This is a genomic window from Thauera sp. JM12B12, from assembly GCF_039614725.1.
Taxonomy (GTDB): domain Bacteria; phylum Pseudomonadota; class Gammaproteobacteria; order Burkholderiales; family Rhodocyclaceae; genus Thauera.
Genome location: NZ_CP154859.1, coordinates 2,875,661 through 2,894,841, shown reverse-complemented (window position 1 = coordinate 2,894,841; position 19,181 = coordinate 2,875,661). Strand labels below are relative to the sequence as shown.

At 72.2% G+C, this 19,181-nt stretch carries 17 protein-coding genes; 12 read left to right on the top strand and 5 right to left on the bottom strand.

All coding sequences use genetic code 11. From position 1 onward, the window contains the following. Positions 1-226 precede the first annotated feature (226 nt). Genes AAG895_RS13105 through AAG895_RS13085 form a run of 5 tightly spaced genes read left to right on the top strand, consistent with a single transcriptional unit; the run spans position 227 to position 5,284 of the window. Positions 227-895, top strand: a complete 669-nt coding sequence (locus AAG895_RS13105; protein WP_345792448.1) for a flavoprotein — start codon at positions 227-229, stop codon at positions 893-895. Continuing rightward, complete coding sequence (locus tag AAG895_RS13100; RefSeq protein WP_345792447.1) at positions 874-2,307, top strand: DUF6513 domain-containing protein; 1,434 nt, start codon at positions 874-876, stop codon at positions 2,305-2,307. Before AAG895_RS13105 ends, AAG895_RS13100 begins: the two co-directional genes overlap by 22 nt. Beyond that, on the top strand, positions 2,304-2,885 hold the full coding sequence (locus AAG895_RS13095) for a DUF447 domain-containing protein (protein ID WP_345792446.1): 582 nt from the start codon (positions 2,304-2,306) through the stop codon (positions 2,883-2,885). Before AAG895_RS13100 ends, AAG895_RS13095 begins: the two co-directional genes overlap by 4 nt. A 1-nt stretch (position 2,886) precedes the next feature. Next, positions 2,887-3,894: a (5-formylfuran-3-yl)methyl phosphate synthase gene (locus AAG895_RS13090; protein WP_345792445.1), complete on the top strand. Its 1,008-nt coding sequence runs from the start codon at positions 2,887-2,889 to the stop codon at positions 3,892-3,894. 7 nt (positions 3,895-3,901) lie between these two features. Continuing rightward, positions 3,902-5,284, top strand: coding sequence for a trypsin-like peptidase domain-containing protein (locus AAG895_RS13085; protein ID WP_345792444.1), 1,383 nt, complete (start codon positions 3,902-3,904; stop codon positions 5,282-5,284). Between the two features lie 69 nt (positions 5,285-5,353). Here AAG895_RS13085 and AAG895_RS13080 read toward each other — a convergent pair whose 3' ends face one another. The 3 genes from AAG895_RS13080 to AAG895_RS13070 are packed head-to-tail and all read right to left on the bottom strand — an operon-like array spanning position 5,354 to position 8,116. After that, positions 5,354-5,923 carry a protein kinase gene (locus AAG895_RS13080; RefSeq protein WP_345792443.1) on the bottom strand — a complete coding sequence of 190 codons (570 nt, stop codon included), beginning with the start codon at positions 5,921-5,923 and terminating at the stop codon, positions 5,354-5,356. Further along, positions 5,911-7,059, bottom strand: coding sequence for a hydantoinase/oxoprolinase family protein (locus AAG895_RS13075; RefSeq protein ID WP_345792442.1), 1,149 nt, complete (start codon positions 7,057-7,059; stop codon positions 5,911-5,913). The genes AAG895_RS13080 and AAG895_RS13075 overlap by 13 nt, the downstream gene beginning before the upstream one ends. Continuing rightward, positions 7,037-8,116, bottom strand: coding sequence for an ATP-grasp domain-containing protein (locus tag AAG895_RS13070; protein WP_345792441.1), 1,080 nt, complete (start codon positions 8,114-8,116; stop codon positions 7,037-7,039). The genes AAG895_RS13075 and AAG895_RS13070 overlap by 23 nt, the downstream gene beginning before the upstream one ends. Positions 8,117-8,138: 22 nt before the next feature. Between AAG895_RS13070 and AAG895_RS13065 the strand changes: the two genes are divergently transcribed. Next, a complete protein-coding gene (locus AAG895_RS13065; protein ID WP_345792440.1) occupies positions 8,139-8,849 on the top strand; it encodes a HisA/HisF-related TIM barrel protein in 711 nt (236 codons plus the stop codon). A 69-nt stretch (positions 8,850-8,918) separates the two neighbouring features. On the opposite strand, the gene AAG895_RS13060 is transcribed toward AAG895_RS13065, so the two are convergent. Both AAG895_RS13060 and AAG895_RS13055 read right to left on the bottom strand, forming a co-directional pair. Further along, positions 8,919-10,322: a heavy metal sensor histidine kinase gene (locus tag AAG895_RS13060; protein ID WP_345792439.1), complete on the bottom strand. Its 1,404-nt coding sequence runs from the start codon at positions 10,320-10,322 to the stop codon at positions 8,919-8,921. Between the two features lie 2 nt (positions 10,323-10,324). After that, a complete protein-coding gene (locus AAG895_RS13055; protein ID WP_345792438.1) occupies positions 10,325-11,005 on the bottom strand; it encodes a heavy metal response regulator transcription factor in 681 nt (226 codons plus the stop codon). A 188-nt stretch (positions 11,006-11,193) separates the two neighbouring features. On the opposite strand from AAG895_RS13055, the gene AAG895_RS13050 reads away from it, so the two are divergent. The 6 genes from AAG895_RS13050 (at position 11,194) to AAG895_RS13025 (ending at position 19,078) form a co-directional block, all read left to right on the top strand. Then, a complete protein-coding gene (locus tag AAG895_RS13050; RefSeq protein WP_345792437.1) occupies positions 11,194-11,706 on the top strand; it encodes a hypothetical protein in 513 nt (170 codons plus the stop codon). 146 nt (positions 11,707-11,852) lie between these two features. Further along, the gene (locus AAG895_RS13045) at positions 11,853-12,404 is read left to right on the top strand and encodes a cupredoxin family protein (protein ID WP_345792436.1); all 552 of its coding nucleotides are present in this window, start codon (positions 11,853-11,855) and stop codon (positions 12,402-12,404) included. Between the two features lie 130 nt (positions 12,405-12,534). Continuing rightward, positions 12,535-12,882, top strand: coding sequence for a copper-binding protein (locus tag AAG895_RS13040; protein ID WP_345792435.1), 348 nt, complete (start codon positions 12,535-12,537; stop codon positions 12,880-12,882). A gap of 118 nt (positions 12,883-13,000) precedes the next feature. Continuing rightward, positions 13,001-14,302 carry a TolC family protein gene (locus tag AAG895_RS13035; protein ID WP_345792434.1) on the top strand — a complete coding sequence of 434 codons (1,302 nt, stop codon included), beginning with the start codon at positions 13,001-13,003 and terminating at the stop codon, positions 14,300-14,302. 14 nt (positions 14,303-14,316) lie between these two features. Continuing rightward, entirely contained in the window at positions 14,317-15,852 is a 1,536-nt protein-coding gene (locus tag AAG895_RS13030; RefSeq protein ID WP_345795293.1) for an efflux RND transporter periplasmic adaptor subunit, read from the top strand. Position 15,853: 1 nt separating this feature from the next. Then, entirely contained in the window at positions 15,854-19,078 is a 3,225-nt protein-coding gene (locus AAG895_RS13025; RefSeq protein ID WP_345792433.1) for an efflux RND transporter permease subunit, read from the top strand. Positions 19,079-19,181: the final 103 nt, after the last annotated feature.

Genomic DNA, 19,181 nt, shown 5'->3' with positions numbered 1-19,181 from the left:
CGGCGTCTCCATCGAGGGTGTGCGGGTCCGGCCTCGGGTGGCCGTCGTCGGTTCCGAGCAAGCGAAAAGCGCGCCAGTGCTGAAGGGGCGGGCGGTTGGCAAGGCCAGGGGCGTGCCTATAATCCTTGCCGGCAGGCCGTCGTCGGCATGCTAGTTGCTGTGACAATCGCGCGTGCCCATGAGGAACGCGCGCAACTGTACTCGGGATTGAAGAGGTCGATCTATTTTGCACAGCAAGCAATGGCAGGCGCCGGGCGCGGCCGGTGGCGGTGAAGCCCCCAGCGCCTTCGAGGAAGATGCGGTGTTCCCGACCGGCGGCACCGCTGGCGACATGAGCCGGCGCAGCCGTTTTGCGTGGGCGCTCACCGGCTCGGGCCACTATCTGGTCGAGTGCATCGAGCTGGCCTTGCGCCTGCCCGCGATCGACCTCTTCCTGTCCGCTGCCGCCGAAGAAGTGCTGCCGCTCTACGACTACCGCATTGCCGAGCTGCGCACGCGCTGTCGGGTGTTCCGCGACAAGACGGCGAGCTCGGTGCCGGTGGGCATGCTCTACGACGACGTCTATCACACAGTGATCGTGGCGCCCGCGACCAGCAACACCGTCGCCAAGTGCGCCTTCGGCATCTCCGACACGCTGCCGACCAACATTTTCGCGCAGGCCGGCAAGCTCGAGATTCCCGGCATCGTGCTCGCCTGCGACATGAAGCCGGTGGTCGTCACCAGGAGCCCGCGCGAGTGGGTGGAGCTGAAGCCGCGCAACATCGAGCTCGAGAACGTCGAGCGCCTGCGCCGTGTCGATTTCTGCGCGGTCGTCGAGTCGCCGGAAGAACTCGAGGCGCAGCTGCAGCGCCGTCTGGACCAGCTTGGGCTGACATGGAACGCATCCTCTTCCTGACCGGCCGCCTGGCGCAGCACAACCTCGAGAAGGTGCTCGCCGGCATGGAGCCGCCGCCCTTCGAGTGGACGGTGCGCGAGCTCGGCCTGCAGGTGGCCGGGCTGATGACCGCCGACATGATCCACCGCCGGCTCGAGCCCGCGGCGGTGCAGAGCTTCGACCGCGTGATGGTGCCCGGGCGCTGCCGCGGCGACCTCGATGCGCTCACCGCCCACTATGGCGTGCCGGTCGAGCGCGGCCCGGAAGAACTGAAGGACCTGCCGCGCCACTTCAACCGTGCGGCCCGGGCGGTCGACCTGTCGCGCTACGAGACGCGGATCTTCTCCGAGATCGTCGATGCGCCGCGCATGGACGTCGCCGGCGTGGTCGCGCGCGCCCGCGAGCTGCGCGCCTGCGGTGCCGACGTCATCGACATCGGCTGCCTGCCGGCGACGCCCTTCCCGCACCTGGAAGACTGCGTCGATGCGCTCAAGGCCGAGGGCTTCGCGGTGTCGGTGGATTCGCTCGACCCGCAGGAACTGCTGCGCGGCGGCCGCGCCGGCGCCGACTACCTGCTGAGCCTGACCGCCGACAGCCTGTGGATCGCCGACGAGGTCGCCGCCACCCCGGTGCTGATCCCGCGCGAGCCGACCGACGAGGCCTCGCTCGACGTCGCGATCGCGCACATGCAGCGCCTCGGCCGGCCCTTCCTCGCCGACGCCATCCTCGACCCCATCCCCTTCGGCCTGCTCGCTTCGCTGTGCCGCTACCAGCGCCTGCGCGAGCGCCACCCCGAGGTGGCGATCATGATGGGGGTGGGCAACGTCACCGAACTCACCGAGGCCGACACCTCCGGCATCAACGCCGTGCTGTTCGGTATCGCCGCCGAGCTGCGGGTGGCGGCGGTGCTCACCACCGAGGTCAGCGGCCACGCCCGGCGCGCGGTGCGCGAGGCCGATGTCGCGCGCCGCATCATGTTCGCCGCGCGCGAATCGGCCACGCTGCCCAAGGGCCTGAGCGACGCGCTGATGACGGTGCATGACAAGCAGCCCTTCCCGGACACGCCCGCCGAGATCGCCGAGATCGCCGCCGCGGTGCGCGACCCCAACTTCCGCGTGCAGATCTCGCCCCAGGGCCTGCACGTCTACAACCGCGACGGGCACCATGTCGGCGCCGACCCCTTCGCGCTGTGGCCGCGCCTCGGGCTGGAGCAGGACGGCGGCCACGCCTTCTACATGGGCGTCGAGCTCGCCCGCGCCGAGATCGCCTGGTCGCTCGGCAAGCGCTACGCGCAGGACCAGCCGCTGGCCTGGGGCTGCGCTACCGAACGCGCGGCGCAGGACATGCTCGTTTATTGCGCCCCCGCCGCCACCAAGAAGAAGCGGCCGCCCGCCGAGCGGCCCGAACCCCTCCCGCAGAGGTCCGCAGAATGATCTTCGAAACCGTCGTCAGCACCCTGTCGCCCACCGGCACGCTGCACCTCGCGCCGATGGGCGTGCGCTACGAGGGCGAGGGCGAGGATGCCCGCGTCGTCCTGATGCCCTTCAAACCCTCCAAGACGCTCGACAACATCCTCGCCACCCGCTGCGCCGTGCTCAACCTGACCGACGACGTGCGCGTGTTCGCCGGCTGCGTCACCGGCCGCCGCGAGTGGCCGACGCTGGCGCTCGAGGGCTTCAATGGCCGCCGCCTGCAGGATGCGCTCGCCCACGTTGAGCTGACCCTGAGCGGCGACCAGGACGACGCCCTGCGCCCGACCCTGCACATGCGCCGCGGCCGCGAGGGCGTGCATCGCGCCTTCCCCGGCTTCAACCGCGCGCAGGCGGCGGTGATCGAGGGCGCGGTGCTGGTGAGCCGCCTCGGCATGCTGCCGCGCGACAAGGTCGAGACCGAGATGGACTACCTGCAGATCGCCATCGACAAGACCGCCGGCGTGCGCGAGCTCGAGGCCTGGGACTGGCTGTACGCGGCGAAGGAGGACTTCTACGCCCGCGCCCCGGAGGCCGGCTGACATGCGCATGCTGGTGAGCGTTCGCGATGTCGCCGAGGCGTGCGAGGCGCTGCGCGTCGGGGTGGACTTCATCGATCTCAAGGAGCCGGCGGCGGGCGCGCTCGGCGGCCTGGCGCTGCCGGTGATCCGCGCGGTGGTCGCGGCGCTGCGGGCGGGCGAGGGCGCGGAGAACGCGCCGTGCGCTGACGTCGGACGCAGCGGCGACGGTTACGCAGACGGCGTCTGCGACACCGGGGCGGCGACGCAAGCCCACGCCCGCCGGCGTATGCCGATGATCAGCGCCACGATCGGGGACCTGCCGCCCGACGCGCTCGACGCCATCCTCGCGCGGGCCACGGCGGTGGGGGCGTGTGGCGTCGACCTGGTCAAGGTCGGCGTGCCCGGGCGCGGCGCGGCTTCGTGCGCGCTGCTGGCGGCGCTGGCTGCGCTGCCGCTGGCGATCGTGCCGGTGCTGATCGCCGACGACGGCCTGGACGCCGCGGTGATCGACGCCGCCTGCGCGCCGGCCTTCGCCGCAGTGATGGCCGACACCCAGGCCAAGCGCGCCGGCAGCCTGCTCGAGCTGCTCGGCGAGGATGCGCTCGCGGCCTTCATCGATCGTGCCCACGCCGCCGGGCGCATGGTGGGGCTGGCGGGCGCGCTGCGCCTGGCCGACCTGCCGCAACTGGCGCGGCTGGGGCCGGACTTTGCCGGTTTTCGCAGCGCGGTGTGCGACGGCAGCCGCGAGGGCCGGCTCGACCCGGACCGGCTGGAGGCGCTGCACGCGGCGATTGCGATGCGGGCAAGCCCGCGCCCACTGGGCCCTGCGACGGCCTCGGCGCCCGTGGGAGCGGCCTTGGCCGCGAAAGGACCTGTGAAGCGCGCATTCGCGGGCAAGCCCGCTCCCACAGACAGTTGCTCCCAGGGGCCGGGCGCAACGGACCGGCTGGAAGCGCTGGGTGCGGCGGTTGCGATGACGCCGACGGCAGCCCAGGCGCAAATACGGGCGGCGGCCGCGCTCGCCACCTGAGCTTACGATGGCCGCGCCGCGCAATCCCGGCTCATCGGTCGCGCGCGCGTGCCGCGTGCTCGGGCTGCTGCTGGCGCTGAGCCTGGCCGGCGACGCGGCCGCCAACGTCTTCGTCGCCGACCGCCGTGAATACCGCCCCGCCGACCAGCCGCTGCTGCGCTCGGTCGGCATCGTGGTCAATGCCCGCCGCCAGGTCGGCAGCGCCTTCCTGGTCGGCGAATGCCATGTGATGACGGCCTTCCACTCGGCCTTCTTCCGCGACGCGCAGGCGATCGCCAGCGACGAGCTCGCCGGCGGGCCGCGCCCCGGTCATGCGCTCGCCTTCTACATCGGCCCCGATCCCGAGCGGCCGGGGCTGTTCCGCCACCGCAGCGTGGCGCGCGTGGTCGACTACGGCAACTACCACCCCGCCGCGCCGCGCGGCATGACCGGCGACTGGGCCATCCTCCGGCTCGAGGATTGCCTCGGCCGCGAGTACGGCTTCCTGCCCACCCTGCGGCCGACCTCCGCCGACGACCTGCCGCGCGGCCCGCTGATGACGATCAGCTTCCCGTATGCGGGCTGGAACCGGCCTGGGGTGGCGGTCGAGGAGGGCTGCCGCGCACGCGAGGCCGGACCGGTCACCGGGCTGATCGCGGTCGACTGCGCCTTCGAGGGCGGCATGTCGGGCGGGCCGGTGCTCGAGCGTCAGCCCGACGGCCAGTGGCAGGTGGTGGGCATCATGCAGCTGCGCTTCAGTCCGGTGGAGCGGGTGCTGCCCACCTTCGAGCACCGCCACCGCAACCAGATGGTGCATGCGGTGGCCTTCTTCCGGTCGCTCGAGCGCGTGCTCGCCGGTGCGCCGGTGCGCGAGCCGCTGCCCGACGTGCGCGCCGAGGCGGCGCTCGCCTTCGAGCGCGCGGCGGTCGATCTCGTGTTGCGCGCGCAGCCGGGCGGGGCGGGCGAGGCCCGGCTGTCGTCCTGGCGCGGCGACCTCAACGCCGACGCGGCGGACGAGCTGGTGCTGCGCCTGTGCCGGCGCCAGGGCGAGCGCGGCCAGCGCTGTGCGATCCATGTGCTGACCCCAGACCGCGGCGGGCGGCCGCGCGTCGCCGGCGTGCTCGCCGATGCCGAGGGACCGGTGCGCCTGAGCCTTGCCCGGCTCGGCGGCGTACGCGCGCTGATCGTCGGTCCGCGCGGCGCGCGTCGCAGCCTGGTGCTCGACGGCGGGCCGGGGCGCGAGCCGAGGCTGGCGGAGCGCATCGAGACCGAAGGTGCCGCCCGGCTCGGCGATGGCGCCCGCGGCGAGGACATCCTGCGCGTCGAGACGCTCGTTTCCGCACCGGGCGTGGACCAGGCGGACAGGGGCCAGCCGGGCAGGGGCCAGGCGGAGGCGGGTCGGGCAGAGTAGGACCGGTGGATGGGAGCCGGCGCATGGGAGCCGGCTGGTGGCGAGGCCGCGCTGAAGTCCGGGTGCCGCTCAGCCGAGGACGATGTCGAATCCGCTGCGATCGACCACCCGGCAGGTGATGCCCGCATGCGCGCACTGCGCGGCGTAACCGGGAAAGGCGCGGTCGACGATGCCGGCGGCGGCGAGCTCGGCCGGTGTGGCGGCGGCCGGCACCGCGCACGACTTCACCAGCACGAGTTCGTTGGCGCCCAGGCGCAGCGCGAGCCAGGCCGCCAGGCTGTCGCTGGTGACGTCCCAGCGGGTGAGCACATCGGCCGCCTCGCGCTGCAGTTCCAGCGGCAGCCAGATCGCGGCGCGCCCCGCGGCGAGCTGCGCGCGCAGGCCGTCCGTTGAATCGGCGAGCGCCAGTCGCGGCGCGAGGCCGTGCAGCAGGTGGGCGAACTGCGCCATGCCGAGCACCGCCATGTTGTGCGCGGCGACATCGTCCACCCGCCAGTGCGCCTGCGCCGCGCGCGCGGCATCGGCAAAGGCGCCGCCACCGGGTACGACGGCGCAGCGCCCGGCGCGGGCGATGCGATCCAGCCAGGCCGGCAGCAGCGGGTCGCGCAGCAGGCTGCCGCCGAGCTTCACGACGCGCATGGGGGCTCCGGTGCAAGCTGCGCGACCGCCACGCTCGGCGCGCACACCCGCGCCCACGCGCGGCACGCGGGTGCGACCGCGGCGAGCGTGTCGAAGCCGACCCAGGGGTGGCCGAGCGCCTCGCCCAGTTCGTCCACCAGGAAGGCGCCGCAGCCGGCGCCGACCAGCGGCACATCGGCGGTCAGGTCGGCGGCGCGGATCACGCGCTCGAGGTTGCGGCGGATCTCGGCCAGCATCAGCGCGCGCCAGCGGCGGGCGAAGTCGGCCCAGTCGTCCACGCTGGCGTCGCGCGCGTCGTGGCCGATCATGCGCGCCAGCCGCAGCCGGCTGCCCGCGGCGTCGCGCGCGCCCTCGTCGGCGGGCGGGTAGTGGTCGTGCGCGGGGTCGAGCTCGCCGGTGAGGTGGAAGACGTCGGCCGTGGTGGCGAAGAACTCGTTCATCACGTTGTAGGCCTGGCCGCGAAAGCGGATGCGGCGCGCGAGCGCGCACAGCGGGCTGCGCACCACGCCGAGATAGACCAGCTCGCCGCTCGCCAGCCGCGCCGCGTCGCTGCGGCCGCAGGGGACGGGGCGGCCGGCGCGGATCGGGATCAGGTCGGTGGTGGTGCTGCCGATGTCGATCAGCAGGGCGTCGGGCAGCGTGCGCGCGATCAGGCTGGCGGTGGCGAGCCAGTTGGCGGAGGCGACCGCCGGCCACTGCGCGGCCGCCGCGTCCGCGTCCAGCCAGCCGGCCTCGCCGGCGTAGAAGCGGGTCGCCGCGCCGAGGCGGTCGGCGAGGTGCGCGCACAGCGCGCGCACGCCGGCCTCGCGGTCGGGGAAGAGGTCCGTCATCTCGGCGGTCATCGTCACCGCGTGGCGAGCGTGGGCGAAGGCGGGCCAGCGCGCGCGGGCGGCCTGCAGCGCTTCGTCCAGATGCGCGAGCCCCTTCCACAGCGGCGTGGCCCACTGGCCGATGGCGGTGACGGTGCCGGCCTCGAGCAGGCTGGCCTTGACGTGGGCGCCGCCGATGTCCCAGCCGATCAGCGGCGCGCATCGGGCCCCGGCATCCGGGGTCGAAGATGCGACCGCCGCGGCCTCGCGGGCGGAGGCGGCTGCGGTGTCGGGGGCCGGCGTCTCAGGCGTGTGTGCGGGGTGCATCGGCGGTTCCGGTGGCTTGGCTGGAAAATGCGGCGTCGTGGGCGGCAATGATGTCGGCAGCGAGCGTGCGCGGGCGCGCGCAGGGGCTGGGCGGCCTGGCGCTCTCCGGCGGCGCGGCGAGGCCGGCGTAGGCGCAGGTCAGGCGCGGGTTGATCTCGATCACGCACAGCCGGCCGTCGGGCTGGCGGACGAGGTCGAGGCCGACGAAGCCGGCCAGCCCGGGCACCGCCGCGGCGCAGCGCTCGGCGAGGTCGCGCAGCGCTTGCGTGACCGGCTCGACCCCGGTGTCGACGCCGGCATAGCCGAGCTGGCCGTCTGCTTCCAGGATGAGGCGCTGGCGGTTGACGCTCAGCACCTCGACGCCCTCGGCGGCGCACAGCAGCGACAGGCTCAGCGCCTCGCCCTCGACCCAGGCCTCGAGCGTCCATCGGGGAGGGAGGCCGGCGTCGGCCTGCGCCGCATCAAGGCCACTGGTCGCGATGGCCGCGGCCAGCGCCGCGCGCGCGGCGGCGAAGTCGGCGAACACGCGGGTGTGCTCGCTGCCGGCGCCGTCGTCGGGCTTCAGCACCCAGCGCCCCGGCTGCGCGGGCGGGGGCAGGCCCGGCGCCCACGCCTGCGGCGTCGGAATGCCCTGCGCGGCGAGGCGCTCGCGGGTGCGGGTCTTGCTGGCCGCCACCCGGATCGCGTCGGCGCTGCAGCCGATCCAGCGTGCCGGGGCCACCGCCGCGCACAGCGTGAGCAGGCAATCGTCCGTCTCGGGTGCGATCACCCACACCAGGTCGAAGGCCGCCTGCCGCGCGCCCAGCCAGGCGGCCAGATCGGCGACGGCGGCGGTGGACAGGCGCTGCACGGCCGCAGCGGGCATGGGCGGGTGCGCGGGCAGCGGCGCCAGGCCCGCGTCGGCGACGCTGATCTCCAGGCCGGGCAGGGCGCTCAGCTCGCCCAGCAGCGCGTCGCGCATGCGCACGCCCTGGGCGAGCAGCGGCTCGCCGGCGACGCCTGCCGGCTCGGCCGACGCGGCTTCTCCCAGCCCCCCCGCGCTGATAAATTCGAGCACCAGAATCCGTCGAGTCCTTGTCATGCAGCTCATTCCCGTCATCGACCTGATGGCCGGCCAGGTCGTCCGCGGCGTGCGTGGCGAGCGCAGCGCCTACCGACCGATCCGGTCGTCCCTGTGTCCATCGAGCGCGCCGCTCGAACTCGCGCCGCGCCTGCTCGAGCGCGCGGCGAGCGACACCCTCTATCTTGCCGACCTCGACGCCCTGATGGGCGGCGCCCTGCAGTTCGACATGCTGGCCGCGCTGCTCGACGGCTTGCCCGCGGTGCAGCTCTGGGTCGACGGCGGCTTTCGCGACGCCGAATCGATCGACGCCTTCCGGCAGCGCCTCGGCGCGCACGCCGCCCGCGTCACCCCGATCGTCGCCAGCGAGTCGCTTGCGGATGCCGACCGCGCGCGCCGCTGCCTCGCGGCGCATCGTGCGCACTGCATTCTGTCACTCGATCGCCGCCAGGGCAGCCTGCTCGATCCCGGCGGCTGCCACGCCCACCCCGAGTGGTGGCCCGCACGCGTGATCGTGATGACGCTCGACCGTGTCGGTGCCGACGCCGGTCCGGACCTCGAAACCCTGCGCGGCGTTCAGGCCCTGCGCCCGGACGTGGAGCTGGTCGGGGCGGGCGGAATCCGTGACGAGGCCGACCTCCGCCACGCTGCCGCCTCGGGCGCGAGTGCCTGGCTGGTGGCCTCGGCGCTGCACGATGGGCGCATCGGCGCGCAGCGCGGCGTCATGTGAGAGACCCGTCGCGCCCGCTCGCAGCGCGCTCGTCCGCGCGTCGTTCGACGGCGCGCCGCCTTCGCCGGGTCAGGGTGCCGCAGGCGCGCGGTGCCGAGGCAGGGTGATCGTGAAGCAGGTGACGCCTTCGGCCGATTGCGCGCTGATCTGCCCGCCGTGGGCGTGGACGATCGAGCGTGTGATCGCGAGCCCGAGCCCTGCGCCTTCGCCGCGGGACTCGCGCTGGGCGCTGCCGCGATGGAAACGCTCGAAGATCCGCTCGATCTGCTCGCCGGGGATGGGATCGCCGACGTTGCAGACCGCGACACGGACACCGGCAGCGTCGGCATCGATCCTGATCGTGATCTGCCCGCCTTCGGGCGTGTGGCGGAGTGCGTTCGAGATCAGGTTGGAAAGGGCCCGCCGCAGCATCAGGCGATCGCCCTGAACGCTCGCCTGCCCCTGGCGCGCGATGCCGACCTGGCGCTCGTCGGCGAGGGCCTCGTAGAAATCGACCAGGGCATCTGCCTCGAGGGCCAGGTCGACCGGCTCGCTGGCGTGCGCGAGCGTGTTCCCCTCGGCCTTGGCGAGGAAGAGCATGTCGCTGACCATGCGCGCGATGCGCTCGTACTCCTCGAGGTTCGAGGCCAGGATGTCCTGATACGCCTCGGTCGTGCGGGGCCGCGAAAGCGCGACCTGGGTCTGCGTCATCAGGTTCGAGATCGGCGTGCGCAGCTCGTGGGCGATGTCCGCGGAGTAGTCGCCGAGGCGCTGGAAGGCGGCCTCGAGCCGCGCCAGCATGCCGTTGAAGGCCTCGACGTGGTCGCGCACCTCGAGCGGGGCGTCATCGATGGCCAGACGCTCGGCGAGCTGCCGGGCTGACAGCTTGCGGGCGGTCTCGGTGACCTGGCGCAGCGGGGCGAGGCCCCGGTACGCGGCGATCCAGCCGAACAGCGCCGCCGCCAGCGCGGCCGCGACGACGCCCGCCCAGGTCGCGTGGCGCACCGAGGCGAGGAAATGGACGTGATGCGACAGATCGAGCGCGACCAGGGCCGCGATCGTCTCGTGGTTTGCGCCGGCGCTCGGCAGCGCGATGCTGACCTCGACTCCCCGATGGGGGCGCGCGTCGACCGTCCAGCCGCTCAGCCCGGCCGCGAGGGCTTCGCCTGCGCGCTGGGCGGCGGTGAAGTGCTCGGGATGGATGACGTGCAGCACGCGCCCCTCGGCATCGCGAAGGAGGACGCCGACACTCTCGTGCCCGACGAAGGAACGGTCGAGCGCCTCGAAGCGATCCGGCTGCCCCACCTGCGCGGCCTCGGTCTGCAGCGCGTTGCGGATCAGGGTGAGCTTGCCCTGCAGCTCATGCGTGTCGAGTTCCTCGAAGTGCGCGTCCAGCATGCGGCCGAGGAACACCGCCGCCAGCACGAGCAGGCTTGCCGTGAGCACCGCAAAGAGCGTTGCCAGCCGTGCCGTCAGCGAGTGAATGCGGATCATCGTCAGCTCGGCTCCATCGCCTCGAGCACGTAGCCCATGCCGCGCACGGTGCGGATCAGCTTGGGCTCGAAGGGGTCGTCGACCTTCACCCGCAACCGGCGCACCGCCACCTCGATCACGTTCGTGTCGCTGTCGAAGTTCATGTCCCAGACCTGTGACGCGATCAAGGATCGCGGCAGCACCTCGCCCTTGCGGCGCAGGAGCAACTCGAGCAGGGCGAACTCCTTGGCGGTGAGGTCGATGCGCTGGCCGCAGCGGCTGACGCGGCGGCGAAGCAGATCGAGCTCCAGGTTTGCCGAGCGCAGGATCTCCGGTTCGTGGCTTCGTCCCCGGCGCAGCAGGGTGCGCACCCGCGCGAGAAACTCGGAGAAGGCGAAGGGCTTGACCAGGTAATCGTCGGCGCCGAGCTCGAGGCCACGGACCCGGTCCTCGATCTGGTCGCGGGCCGTCAGGAACAGCACCGGGGCCTCGCGGCCGCTGCGACGCAGTGTCTTGAGGATGCTCCAGCCGTCCAGTGACGGCAGCATCACGTCCAGCACGATGAGGTCGTAGTCGCCCGCGAGCGCGAGGTGGAGCCCGTCGAGGCCGTCTCTCGCGAGGTCGACGACGAATCCGGCCTCGGTCAGCCCCTGGCGCAGGTAGTCGCCGGTCTTCACCTCGTCTTCGACGATCAGGATCTTCATGCGCGTGCTCCCACCGATGGATTGCCGTGTCCGGCGAATTCTGCCGCGCGCCGCGCGGCCGGGCACCGGATTACGGAAATGTAACCTCCGGGTCAGGCCGGGGACAGGTGCGCGCGCGCAAGATGGACCGTATGGCACGACATTGCACGGGGCAATGCACTCGCACCGCAACCGATGGGAGATCGATCATGAAACACAGTCCGTATCGTCTCGCCGGGCTCATGCCCGTGTTTGCGCTGGCCGCAGCCCTGCAGGCCGGCCCGGCGCTGGCGCAGACCACCGAACAGGCGCAGGCCTGGCCGCTGGCCGCGAGCGTGCCGGCGCTGCAGGCGCGCATGAAGGCGATCCGCGAGGCCACCGACCCCGAGCGCCGCATGGCCCTGATGGAAGAGCAGATCAAGGCGCTGGAGGCCGCGTCGCAGGCCGGGACCGCCGGTTGTCCGATGCTGGGCGGGCAGCCGCCGGGTGCCCCGATGATGGGCGGTCAGGTGGGCCCCGGGCCGATGATGAGGGGGCGTGGGCCGGGTGCCGCGCCGATGCCGGGGGCCGCGCCCGGAGCCGGCCCGATGGGGCCGACGGGCGGCATGATGATGGATCCGAAGCTCGTGCAGGAGCACATGCAGATGATGCAGCAGCACATGGGCATGATGCAGCGCATGATGGGCCTGCCGTCGGCGACGCTGCCCGCGGCGCCCAGGTGATTGCCCTGCGCGCGTAGGCAGGGTGTGCGAGCAGACCAGGCGCTTGGCCAGTATCCTGCCGCATGGCGGGGCGGGCACGATGATCCCTCAGGATCACGTTCCCCCCTGATGGCAACGAGTACGCCTCGCCCGAAAGAAGGTTTCCGATGAAGAACCGTCGTCGTTTTCTCGCCACCGGCCTTGCCGCCGGGGTGCTCGCCCTGCAGCGCGGCGCCTTCGCCCATGGCGGGCCCGCGCATGCCGACAAGGCGACCACCGCGCCTGCCGGCGAGTCCGCCACCGGGTCTGCCACCGGGTCTGCCACCGCGCCGCCGAAGGCGCAGCAGCCCTGGGGCATCGCCGGCGACGTCGCGGCGGTGGTGCGCACCATCCCCATCGTCATGAGCGACAGCATGCGCTTCGTGCCCGACCGCATCGAGGTGCGGCTGGGCGAGACGATCCGCTTCACCCACGAGAACCGCGGCGCGGTGATGCACGAGATGGTGATCGGCACGCCCGCTGCGCTCGCCGAGCACGCGGAGCTGATGGAGCGCTTTCCCGAGATGGAGCACGACGAGCCGTGGATGGCCCACGTGCCGCCGGGTGGGCGCGGGGAGATGGTCTGGCAGTTCAACCGCGCCGGCGAGTTCCAGTTTGCCTGCCTGATCCCCGGCCATTTCCAGGCGGGGATGATCGGCAGTATCACGGTCCGCGGCTGACAGAAATGTAATCCGCGCGTCAGCCTCCCGTCGGCGAGCGCTGGGCATAATCGCGCCGAGCTTCGAGTCCGGTCTCCAGCCGACGGATTCACCCGGCAACCCCTCCCAGCCATCCCCGGAGAACCCCATCATGAACAAGACCCTGATCACCTCCGCGCTGCTCCTCGCGCTCGGCGGCGGCGCGCCGCTGGCGTTCGCGCAGGCCGACCACGACGCCCACCACGGCGGCGCCAGCGCCCCGGCCGCGGCCGAGGCGCCGCTGGCCGAAGGCACGGTCAAGAAGATCGACAAGCCGGCCGGCAAGCTCACCATCGCGCATGGTCCGCTCGAGGCGCTCAACATGCCGCCGATGACGATGGTGTTCCGCGCTGCCGAGCCGGGCCTGCTCGACCAGGTCAAGGTCGGCGACAAGATCCGCTTCGCGGTCACGCGCGTCGGCGGCGCGCTGACGGTCACGGTGATCGAGCCGGCGCAGTGAGGGTTCGGGCGCGGGCGTACCCTGTCCCGCGCCATCATCGATCCGACGCCCGCCTGGCTGAAGGGCGGGCGTCGAGCTGTCCGACCCCGCCCCCGACCGCAAGCCGGAACCCCTGTCCATGAAATCCCCGTTCGCAGTGGCGGCCCTCCGTCTGCCACGACCCGCGGCGCTGGTGCTGGCGCTCGCGCTGACAGGCGGCAGTGCCTGGAGTCAGGCCATGCCCGAAGCGCCCGCGCTCGGCGCCAGCGCCCAGGCGCTGATCGAGCATGCGCGCCAGGGCAACCCCGGTTTCGCCGCCGCCCGCGCCGAGGCCTCGGCCGCGCGTGAGCGCGTCAGCCCGGCCGGCGCGCTGCCCGACCCGCGCTTCGAGCTCGAGCTGATGGACGCCACCAACACCATGAGCGGGCGCTCGGCCTCGCTGCTGCCCGGCCAGGTGGGCGAGACGCGCTATCGCATCACCCAGCCGCTGCCCGGCTGGGGCAAGCGCGAGCTGGCGGTGAAGGCCGCCGAGGCCCAGGCCACCCGGGCCGACGCCATGCGCGACGCCGCGTGGACCGAGCTGGCGGCCAGGATCGAGGCGCTGTGGCTGCGCTACTACGCCGCCGATCGCGAGCGCGTCCTCAACCGCGAGGCCCTGAGCCTGCTGCAGGGGCTGGAGGAACTGAGCCTCGCCCGCTACGAGCTCGGCCTGCTGCCGCAGCAGGCGGTGCTGCGCATGCAGCGCGAGATCACCGCGCAGCGCCTGGCGCTGGTCGAGGTCGAGCAGCGCCGCACGGGGCTGGCCGCCGGCCTCAACGGCCTCCTGGGCCGCGCCCATGATGCGCCGCTCGCCGCGCCCGCCGATCCGCCGCCCTTGCCCGAGGGGCTGGGGCCGGGCGCCCTGTTCGAGGCCGCGGCCAGCGCCAACCCGGAGGTCCAGGTCGCCGCCAACGGCATCGACGTCGCCCGCGCCGAGCGCGCGCGCACCTACCAGGACCGCCTGCCGGACTTCGCCGTCGGCGTGACCAACAACCGCCCGGATGAAGGCAAGGCGTCCTGGGACGTGATGTTCGAGGTCATGATCCCGCTGCAGCAGGCCAGCCGCCGTGCCCGGGAGCGCGAGGCCGAGTACATGCTGCTGGCGGCCGAGGCCCGGCGCGAGGACGCCCGCGCGCGCGCCTCCGGCGAGCTCGGCAGCGCGTGGTCGATGTACGCCCAGGGCCGCGAGACTCTGCGCCTGCTCGGGCACACGCTGCTGCCGCAGGCCCAGGCCACGCGCGACGCCAGCCGCGCGGCGCTCGCCAGCGGCACGGTCGATTTCGACAGCGTCATCGAGGCCGAGCGCCAGCTCATCGACATCCGCATGCGCCAGCTCCAGACGGAGCTCGAGACCCGGCTGGCGCTGACCGAAATCAGGAAATTGACAGGGGAATTCAAGTGAGCGTTGCGCTGCGGGTGACGACGGTCGCGGTCGCGGTGGCGATCGCGGCGGGTGCGGGCTACTGGTTCGCGCGCATGCAGCATGGGGCGGCGTCTGCCGCGCCGGCAGCCGTGGGGGCCGCGGTCGCGACCGCGACGCAGGCTGAGGGCGAGGGCGAACGCAAGATCCTCTATTACCGTAACCCGATGGGCCTGCCCGACACCTCGCCGGTGCCGAAGAAGGACTCGATGGGCATGGACTACATCCCGGTCTATGCCGACGACCGGCCCGACGACAGCGGCGCGGTGGCGGTCAGCCCGGCGCGCATGCAGACCCTGGGCGTGAAGACGGCCCTGGTCGAACTGGGCACGGTGGACGCAACGGTGCGCGCCAGCGGCCGCATCGAGATCGACGAGCGCCGCCAGGTGGTGGTGGCGCCGCGCTTCGAGGGCTGGATCGAGCGCCTGCATGTGAACGCCGTGGGCGATGCGGTGAAGAAAGGCCAGCCGCTGTTCACCGCCTACAGCCCCGAGCTGCAATCGACCGGCGAGGAGTTGCGCATCGCCGAGCGCCTGGCGCACGCGAGCGCGAGCCACGACCCGGTGGCGAGCGAATCCGCCCGTCGGCTGGCGGAGGCGACACGCGCGCGCCTGCGCAACCTGCAGGTCGCCGGCCAGGCCGGTGCGCGCCAGGTCTTCCACGCCCCGGCAAGCGGCGTCGTGCTGGAGAAGATGGCGATCGAAGGCGGGCGCTTCATGCCCGGCGAGGCGCTGTTCCGTATTGCTGATCTGTCGAAGGTGTGGATCATCGCCGACGTCTTCGAGCAGGACCTTGCCCGCGTGCAGGTCGGCCAGGGTGCGCAGGTGACGCTCGAGGCCTGGCCGGGGCGCAGCTTCCCGGCGCGGGTCGACTACCTGTATCCCACGCTCGATCCCGCCACCCGCAGCACCCGGGTGCGCCTGGAACTGGACAACGCGCAAGGGCTGCTGCGCCCCGGGATGTTCGCCCAGGTCGAGCTCGCGGCGGGCGACGCCAGCCCGAAGACGGTGGTGCCGAGCTCGGCGATCATCGACGACGGCGAGCGCAGGGTGGTGCTGGTCGCCCTCGACGAGGGGCGCTTCAAGCCGCAGCCGGTGAAGCTCGGCGAGCGCGGCCGCGAGGTGGTGGAGGTGCTCGAAGGCGTGGAGGCGGGCGATCGGGTGGTGGTGTCCGCCAACTTCCTGATCGACTCGGAGAGTCAGTTGAAGGCCGCGCTGTCGAACCTGATGGAGGCCGATGCCAGCGAACAGATGGCCGCGCCGAGCTACGAGACCGAGGGCACGCTCGACGCCATCGACGCCGAAGCCGGCAGCCTCACGCTGACCCACGGCGAGATCCCCGCGCTGAAGTGGCCGGCGATGACCATGGATTTCGTCATCGCCGACCCCGGCCTGGTGAAGGACATCGCGCCCGGCACGCCGGTGCGCTTCGTGTTCGAGGCGGGCGAACCGGGCGAGTACATCGTCACCGGCATCGAGCCGCTGCCGGGCGCTGCTGCCGCCGACGGCAGTGACGCCCATCGGGGGCACTGAGATGCACGCTCCGCTCAGCCCCCCGGCCGCCGATGCCGCGCCGCCTGCGGGCGCCTCCGTCGGCGTCCTCGACCGCGTCATCGACTGGTCCGCTCGCAACGTCTTCCTGGTGCTGCTCGCCACGCTGTTCCTGATCGGCGGCGGCCTCTACGCGGTCAAGCACACCCCGCTCGACGCGCTGCCCGACCTCTCGGACGTGCAGGTGATCGTCTACACCGACTACCCCGGCCAGGCGCCGCAGGTGGTCGAGGATCAGGTCACCTATCCGCTCACCACCTCGATGCTGGCGGTGCCGCGTGCGAAGGTGGTGCGCGGCTTCTCGATGTTCGGCGCGTCCTACGTGTATGTGATCTTCGAGGACGGCACCGACATCTACTGGGCGCGCTCGCGCGTGCTCGAGTACCTGAGCACCGCCGCCAGCCGCCTGCCGCAGGGCGTGGCGCCGCAGATCGGGCCGGACGCCACCGGCGTGGGCTGGGTCTACCAATACGCGGTGCTGGGCCGGGACATGAGCCTCGCCGACACCCGCAGCCTGCAGGACTGGTACGTGCGCTATCAGCTCACCAAGGCGCAGGGCGTGTCCGAGGTCGCCAGCATCGGCGGCTTCGTGCGCGAGTACCAGGTCACCATCGATCCGCTGCGCCTCGCGGGCTACGGCATCACCCTTGAGCAGGTGACGCAGGCGATCCGCGCCTCCAACCGCGACGTCGGCGGCCGCGTGGTGGAACTGGCCGAGAAGGAATACATGGTGCGCGGCCGGGGCTACCTGCAAAGCGTGGAGGACATCGCCGGCATCGTGCTCAAGGCCGAGCGCGGCACGCCGGTGCGGGTGGCCGACGTCGCCCGCGTCGAGCTGGTGCCAGCCGAGCGGCGCGGCATCGCCGAGCTGAACGGCGAGGGCGAGGTGGCCTCCGGCATCGTCATGGCGCGCTTCGGCCAGAACGCGCTCGACGTGATCGCCAACGTCAAGGCCAAGATCGCCGAGATCGCCCCCGGCCTGCCGGCGGGCGCCGAGATCGTGCCGGTCTACGACCGCTCCGAGCTGATCGAGCGTGCGATCGGCAACCTGCAATGGACGCTGCTCGAGGAGAGCCTGATCGTCGCTGCCGTGTGCGTGATCTTCCTGCTCCATGTGAGGAGCGCGCTGGTGGCGATCATCACGCTGCCGCTCGGCATCCTGTTCGCCTTCATCGCCATGCGCTCGCTCGACCTGGGCTCGAACATCATGAGCCTGGGCGGCATCGCGATCGCGATCGGGGCGATGGTGGACGCGGCGATCGTGATGATCGAGAACGCGCACAAGCACATCGAGCGCCTGCCCGCAGGGGCGGACCAGAAGGCGCGCGGCGCCGCGATCGTGCTCGCCTGCAAGGAGGTCGGGCCGGCGCTGTTCTTCTCGCTGCTGATCATCACCGTGTCCTTCCTGCCGGTGTTCGCGCTCGAAGGCCAGGAGGGCCGGCTGTTCTCGCCGCTCGCCTTCACCAAGACCTTCGCCATGGCCGGTGCCGCGCTGCTGTCGGTGACCCTGGTGCCGGTGCTGATGCTGTTCTTCGTGCGCGGGCGCATCCTGCCCGAGGCGAAGAACCCGGTGAATCGGCTGCTGATCTGGCTGTACCGGCCGATCATCCAGGGCGTGCTGCGCTTCAAGGTCCTCACGCTCGTGCTCGCCGTGCTGGCGATGGCGGCCACCATCGTGCCGGCGCGCCAGATCGGCTCGGAGTTCATGCCCACGCTCAACGAAGGCACGCTGTTCTACATGCCTGCGGCGCTGCCGGGCATGTCGGTGACCGAGGCCGGGCGCCTGCTTGCGACGACGAACCGCATCATCAAGACCTTCCCAGAGGTCGAATCGGTCTATGGCAAGGCCGGCCGCGCCAACACCGCGACCGACCCGGCGCCGCTCGAGATGTTCGAGACCGTCATCAACCTCAAGCCACAGGACCAGTGGCGCCCGGGGATGAGCACCGACAAGCTGATCGCCGAGATGGACGCCGCGCTCAAGTTCCCCGGCCTGGCCAACTCGTGGACCATGCCGATCAAGGCCCGCATCGACATGCTCAGCACCGGCATCCGCACCCCGGTGGGGGTCAAGGTGTTCGGCACGGACCTGGAGACGCTGGAGAAGGTGGCGCAGGCGGTGGAGGCCGCCGTGCGCAAGGTGCCGGGCGCGAGCAGCGCCTACGCCGAGCGGGTGGCGGGCGGCTACTACGTGGACATCGTGCCGCGTCGCGATCAGCTCGCGCGCTACGGGCTCACCATCGACATGGTGCAGGACGTGATCGCCACCGCGCTCGGCGGCGAGATGGTGACGACCACGGTCGAAGGCCTGGAGCGCTACGGCGTGTCGGTGCGTTACGCGCGCGGCCTGCGCGACGATCCGGCGCGGCTCGCGTCCGACGTCTATGTGCCGACCATGAACGGCCCGATCCCGCTCGGCCAGGTGGCCGAGGTGAAGCTGACGCGCGGTGCGCCCGCCATCCGTACCGAGAACGCGCTGCTTGCGGCCTATGTGTATGTCGACACCCGGGAGTCCGACCTCGGCGCCTTCGTCAAGCGCGCGCAGCAGGCGGTGGCCGAAGAGGTCGAATTCCCGCAGGGCTACTACGCCACCTGGAGCGGCCAGTTCGAGAACATGGAGCGCGCCAAGGAGAAGATGAAGATCGTCGTGCCGGTGACCCTCGCACTCATCTTCGTGCTGCTCTACCTCAACTTCCGCCGCCTGACCGAGACGCTGATCGTGATGCTGTCGGTGCCCTTTGCGCTGGTCGGCGGGGTATGGCTGATGTGGTGGCTGGGCTACCAGATGAGCGTGGCGGTGGCGGTGGGCTTCATCGCGCTCGCCGGGGTGGCGGCGGAGACCGGCGTGATCATGCTGATCTACCTCGATCATGCATGGAAGGAGGTTCGCGAGCGCAGGGAGGCGGAGGGTCGCGAGGCCGGCGTCGCCGATCTGTACGCGGCGATCATGGAGGGCGCGGTCGAGCGCGTGCGACCGAAGATGATGACCGTGGTGGCGATCATGGCCGGCCTCTTGCCGATCATGTGGAGCACCGGCACCGGCAGCGAGGTGATGAGCCGCATCGCCGCGCCGATGGTGGGCGGCATGGTGTCCTCGACCGTGCTGACGCTGGCGGTGATTCCGGCGCTCTACGCGCTGGTCAAGCAGTGGGAGCTGCGCCGTGGTGCGCGGGCGGAGCCGGCGGTCGCGACGGTGTCGAATTCGTAGTCCATCGCTCAGCGGCGCCACGACGCCGTGGGCGCAGGCTGTTGCCGGGGCTCGGTCCCCGGGGGGGCGCCGAACATGAGGAGGCAAGCCTTCGTCTTCATCG

Excerpts from the sequence above, each read along its gene's own strand:
- AAG895_RS13100 (WP_345792447.1), top strand. The coding sequence starts at position 874 with ATGGAACGCATCCTCTTCCTGACCGGCCGCCTGGCGCAGCACAACCTC.
- AAG895_RS13095 (WP_345792446.1), top strand. The coding sequence starts at position 2,304 with ATGATCTTCGAAACCGTCGTCAGCACCCTGTCGCCCACCGGCACGCTG.
- AAG895_RS13090 (WP_345792445.1), top strand. The coding sequence starts at position 2,887 with ATGCGCATGCTGGTGAGCGTTCGCGATGTCGCCGAGGCGTGCGAGGCG.
- AAG895_RS13085 (WP_345792444.1), top strand. The coding sequence starts at position 3,902 with ATGGCCGCGCCGCGCAATCCCGGCTCATCGGTCGCGCGCGCGTGCCGC.
- AAG895_RS13080 (WP_345792443.1), bottom strand. The coding sequence starts at position 5,923 with ATGCGCGTCGTGAAGCTCGGCGGCAGCCTGCTGCGCGACCCGCTGCTG.
- AAG895_RS13075 (WP_345792442.1), bottom strand. The coding sequence starts at position 7,059 with ATGCACCCCGCACACACGCCTGAGACGCCGGCCCCCGACACCGCAGCC.
- AAG895_RS13065 (WP_345792440.1), top strand. The coding sequence starts at position 8,139 with ATGCAGCTCATTCCCGTCATCGACCTGATGGCCGGCCAGGTCGTCCGC.
- AAG895_RS13060 (WP_345792439.1), bottom strand. The coding sequence starts at position 10,322 with ATGATCCGCATTCACTCGCTGACGGCACGGCTGGCAACGCTCTTTGCG.
- AAG895_RS13055 (WP_345792438.1), bottom strand. The coding sequence starts at position 11,005 with ATGAAGATCCTGATCGTCGAAGACGAGGTGAAGACCGGCGACTACCTG.
- AAG895_RS13050 (WP_345792437.1), top strand. The coding sequence starts at position 11,194 with ATGAAACACAGTCCGTATCGTCTCGCCGGGCTCATGCCCGTGTTTGCG.
- AAG895_RS13045 (WP_345792436.1), top strand. The coding sequence starts at position 11,853 with ATGAAGAACCGTCGTCGTTTTCTCGCCACCGGCCTTGCCGCCGGGGTG.
- AAG895_RS13040 (WP_345792435.1), top strand. The coding sequence starts at position 12,535 with ATGAACAAGACCCTGATCACCTCCGCGCTGCTCCTCGCGCTCGGCGGC.
- AAG895_RS13035 (WP_345792434.1), top strand. The coding sequence starts at position 13,001 with ATGAAATCCCCGTTCGCAGTGGCGGCCCTCCGTCTGCCACGACCCGCG.
- AAG895_RS13025 (WP_345792433.1), top strand. The coding sequence starts at position 15,854 with ATGCACGCTCCGCTCAGCCCCCCGGCCGCCGATGCCGCGCCGCCTGCG.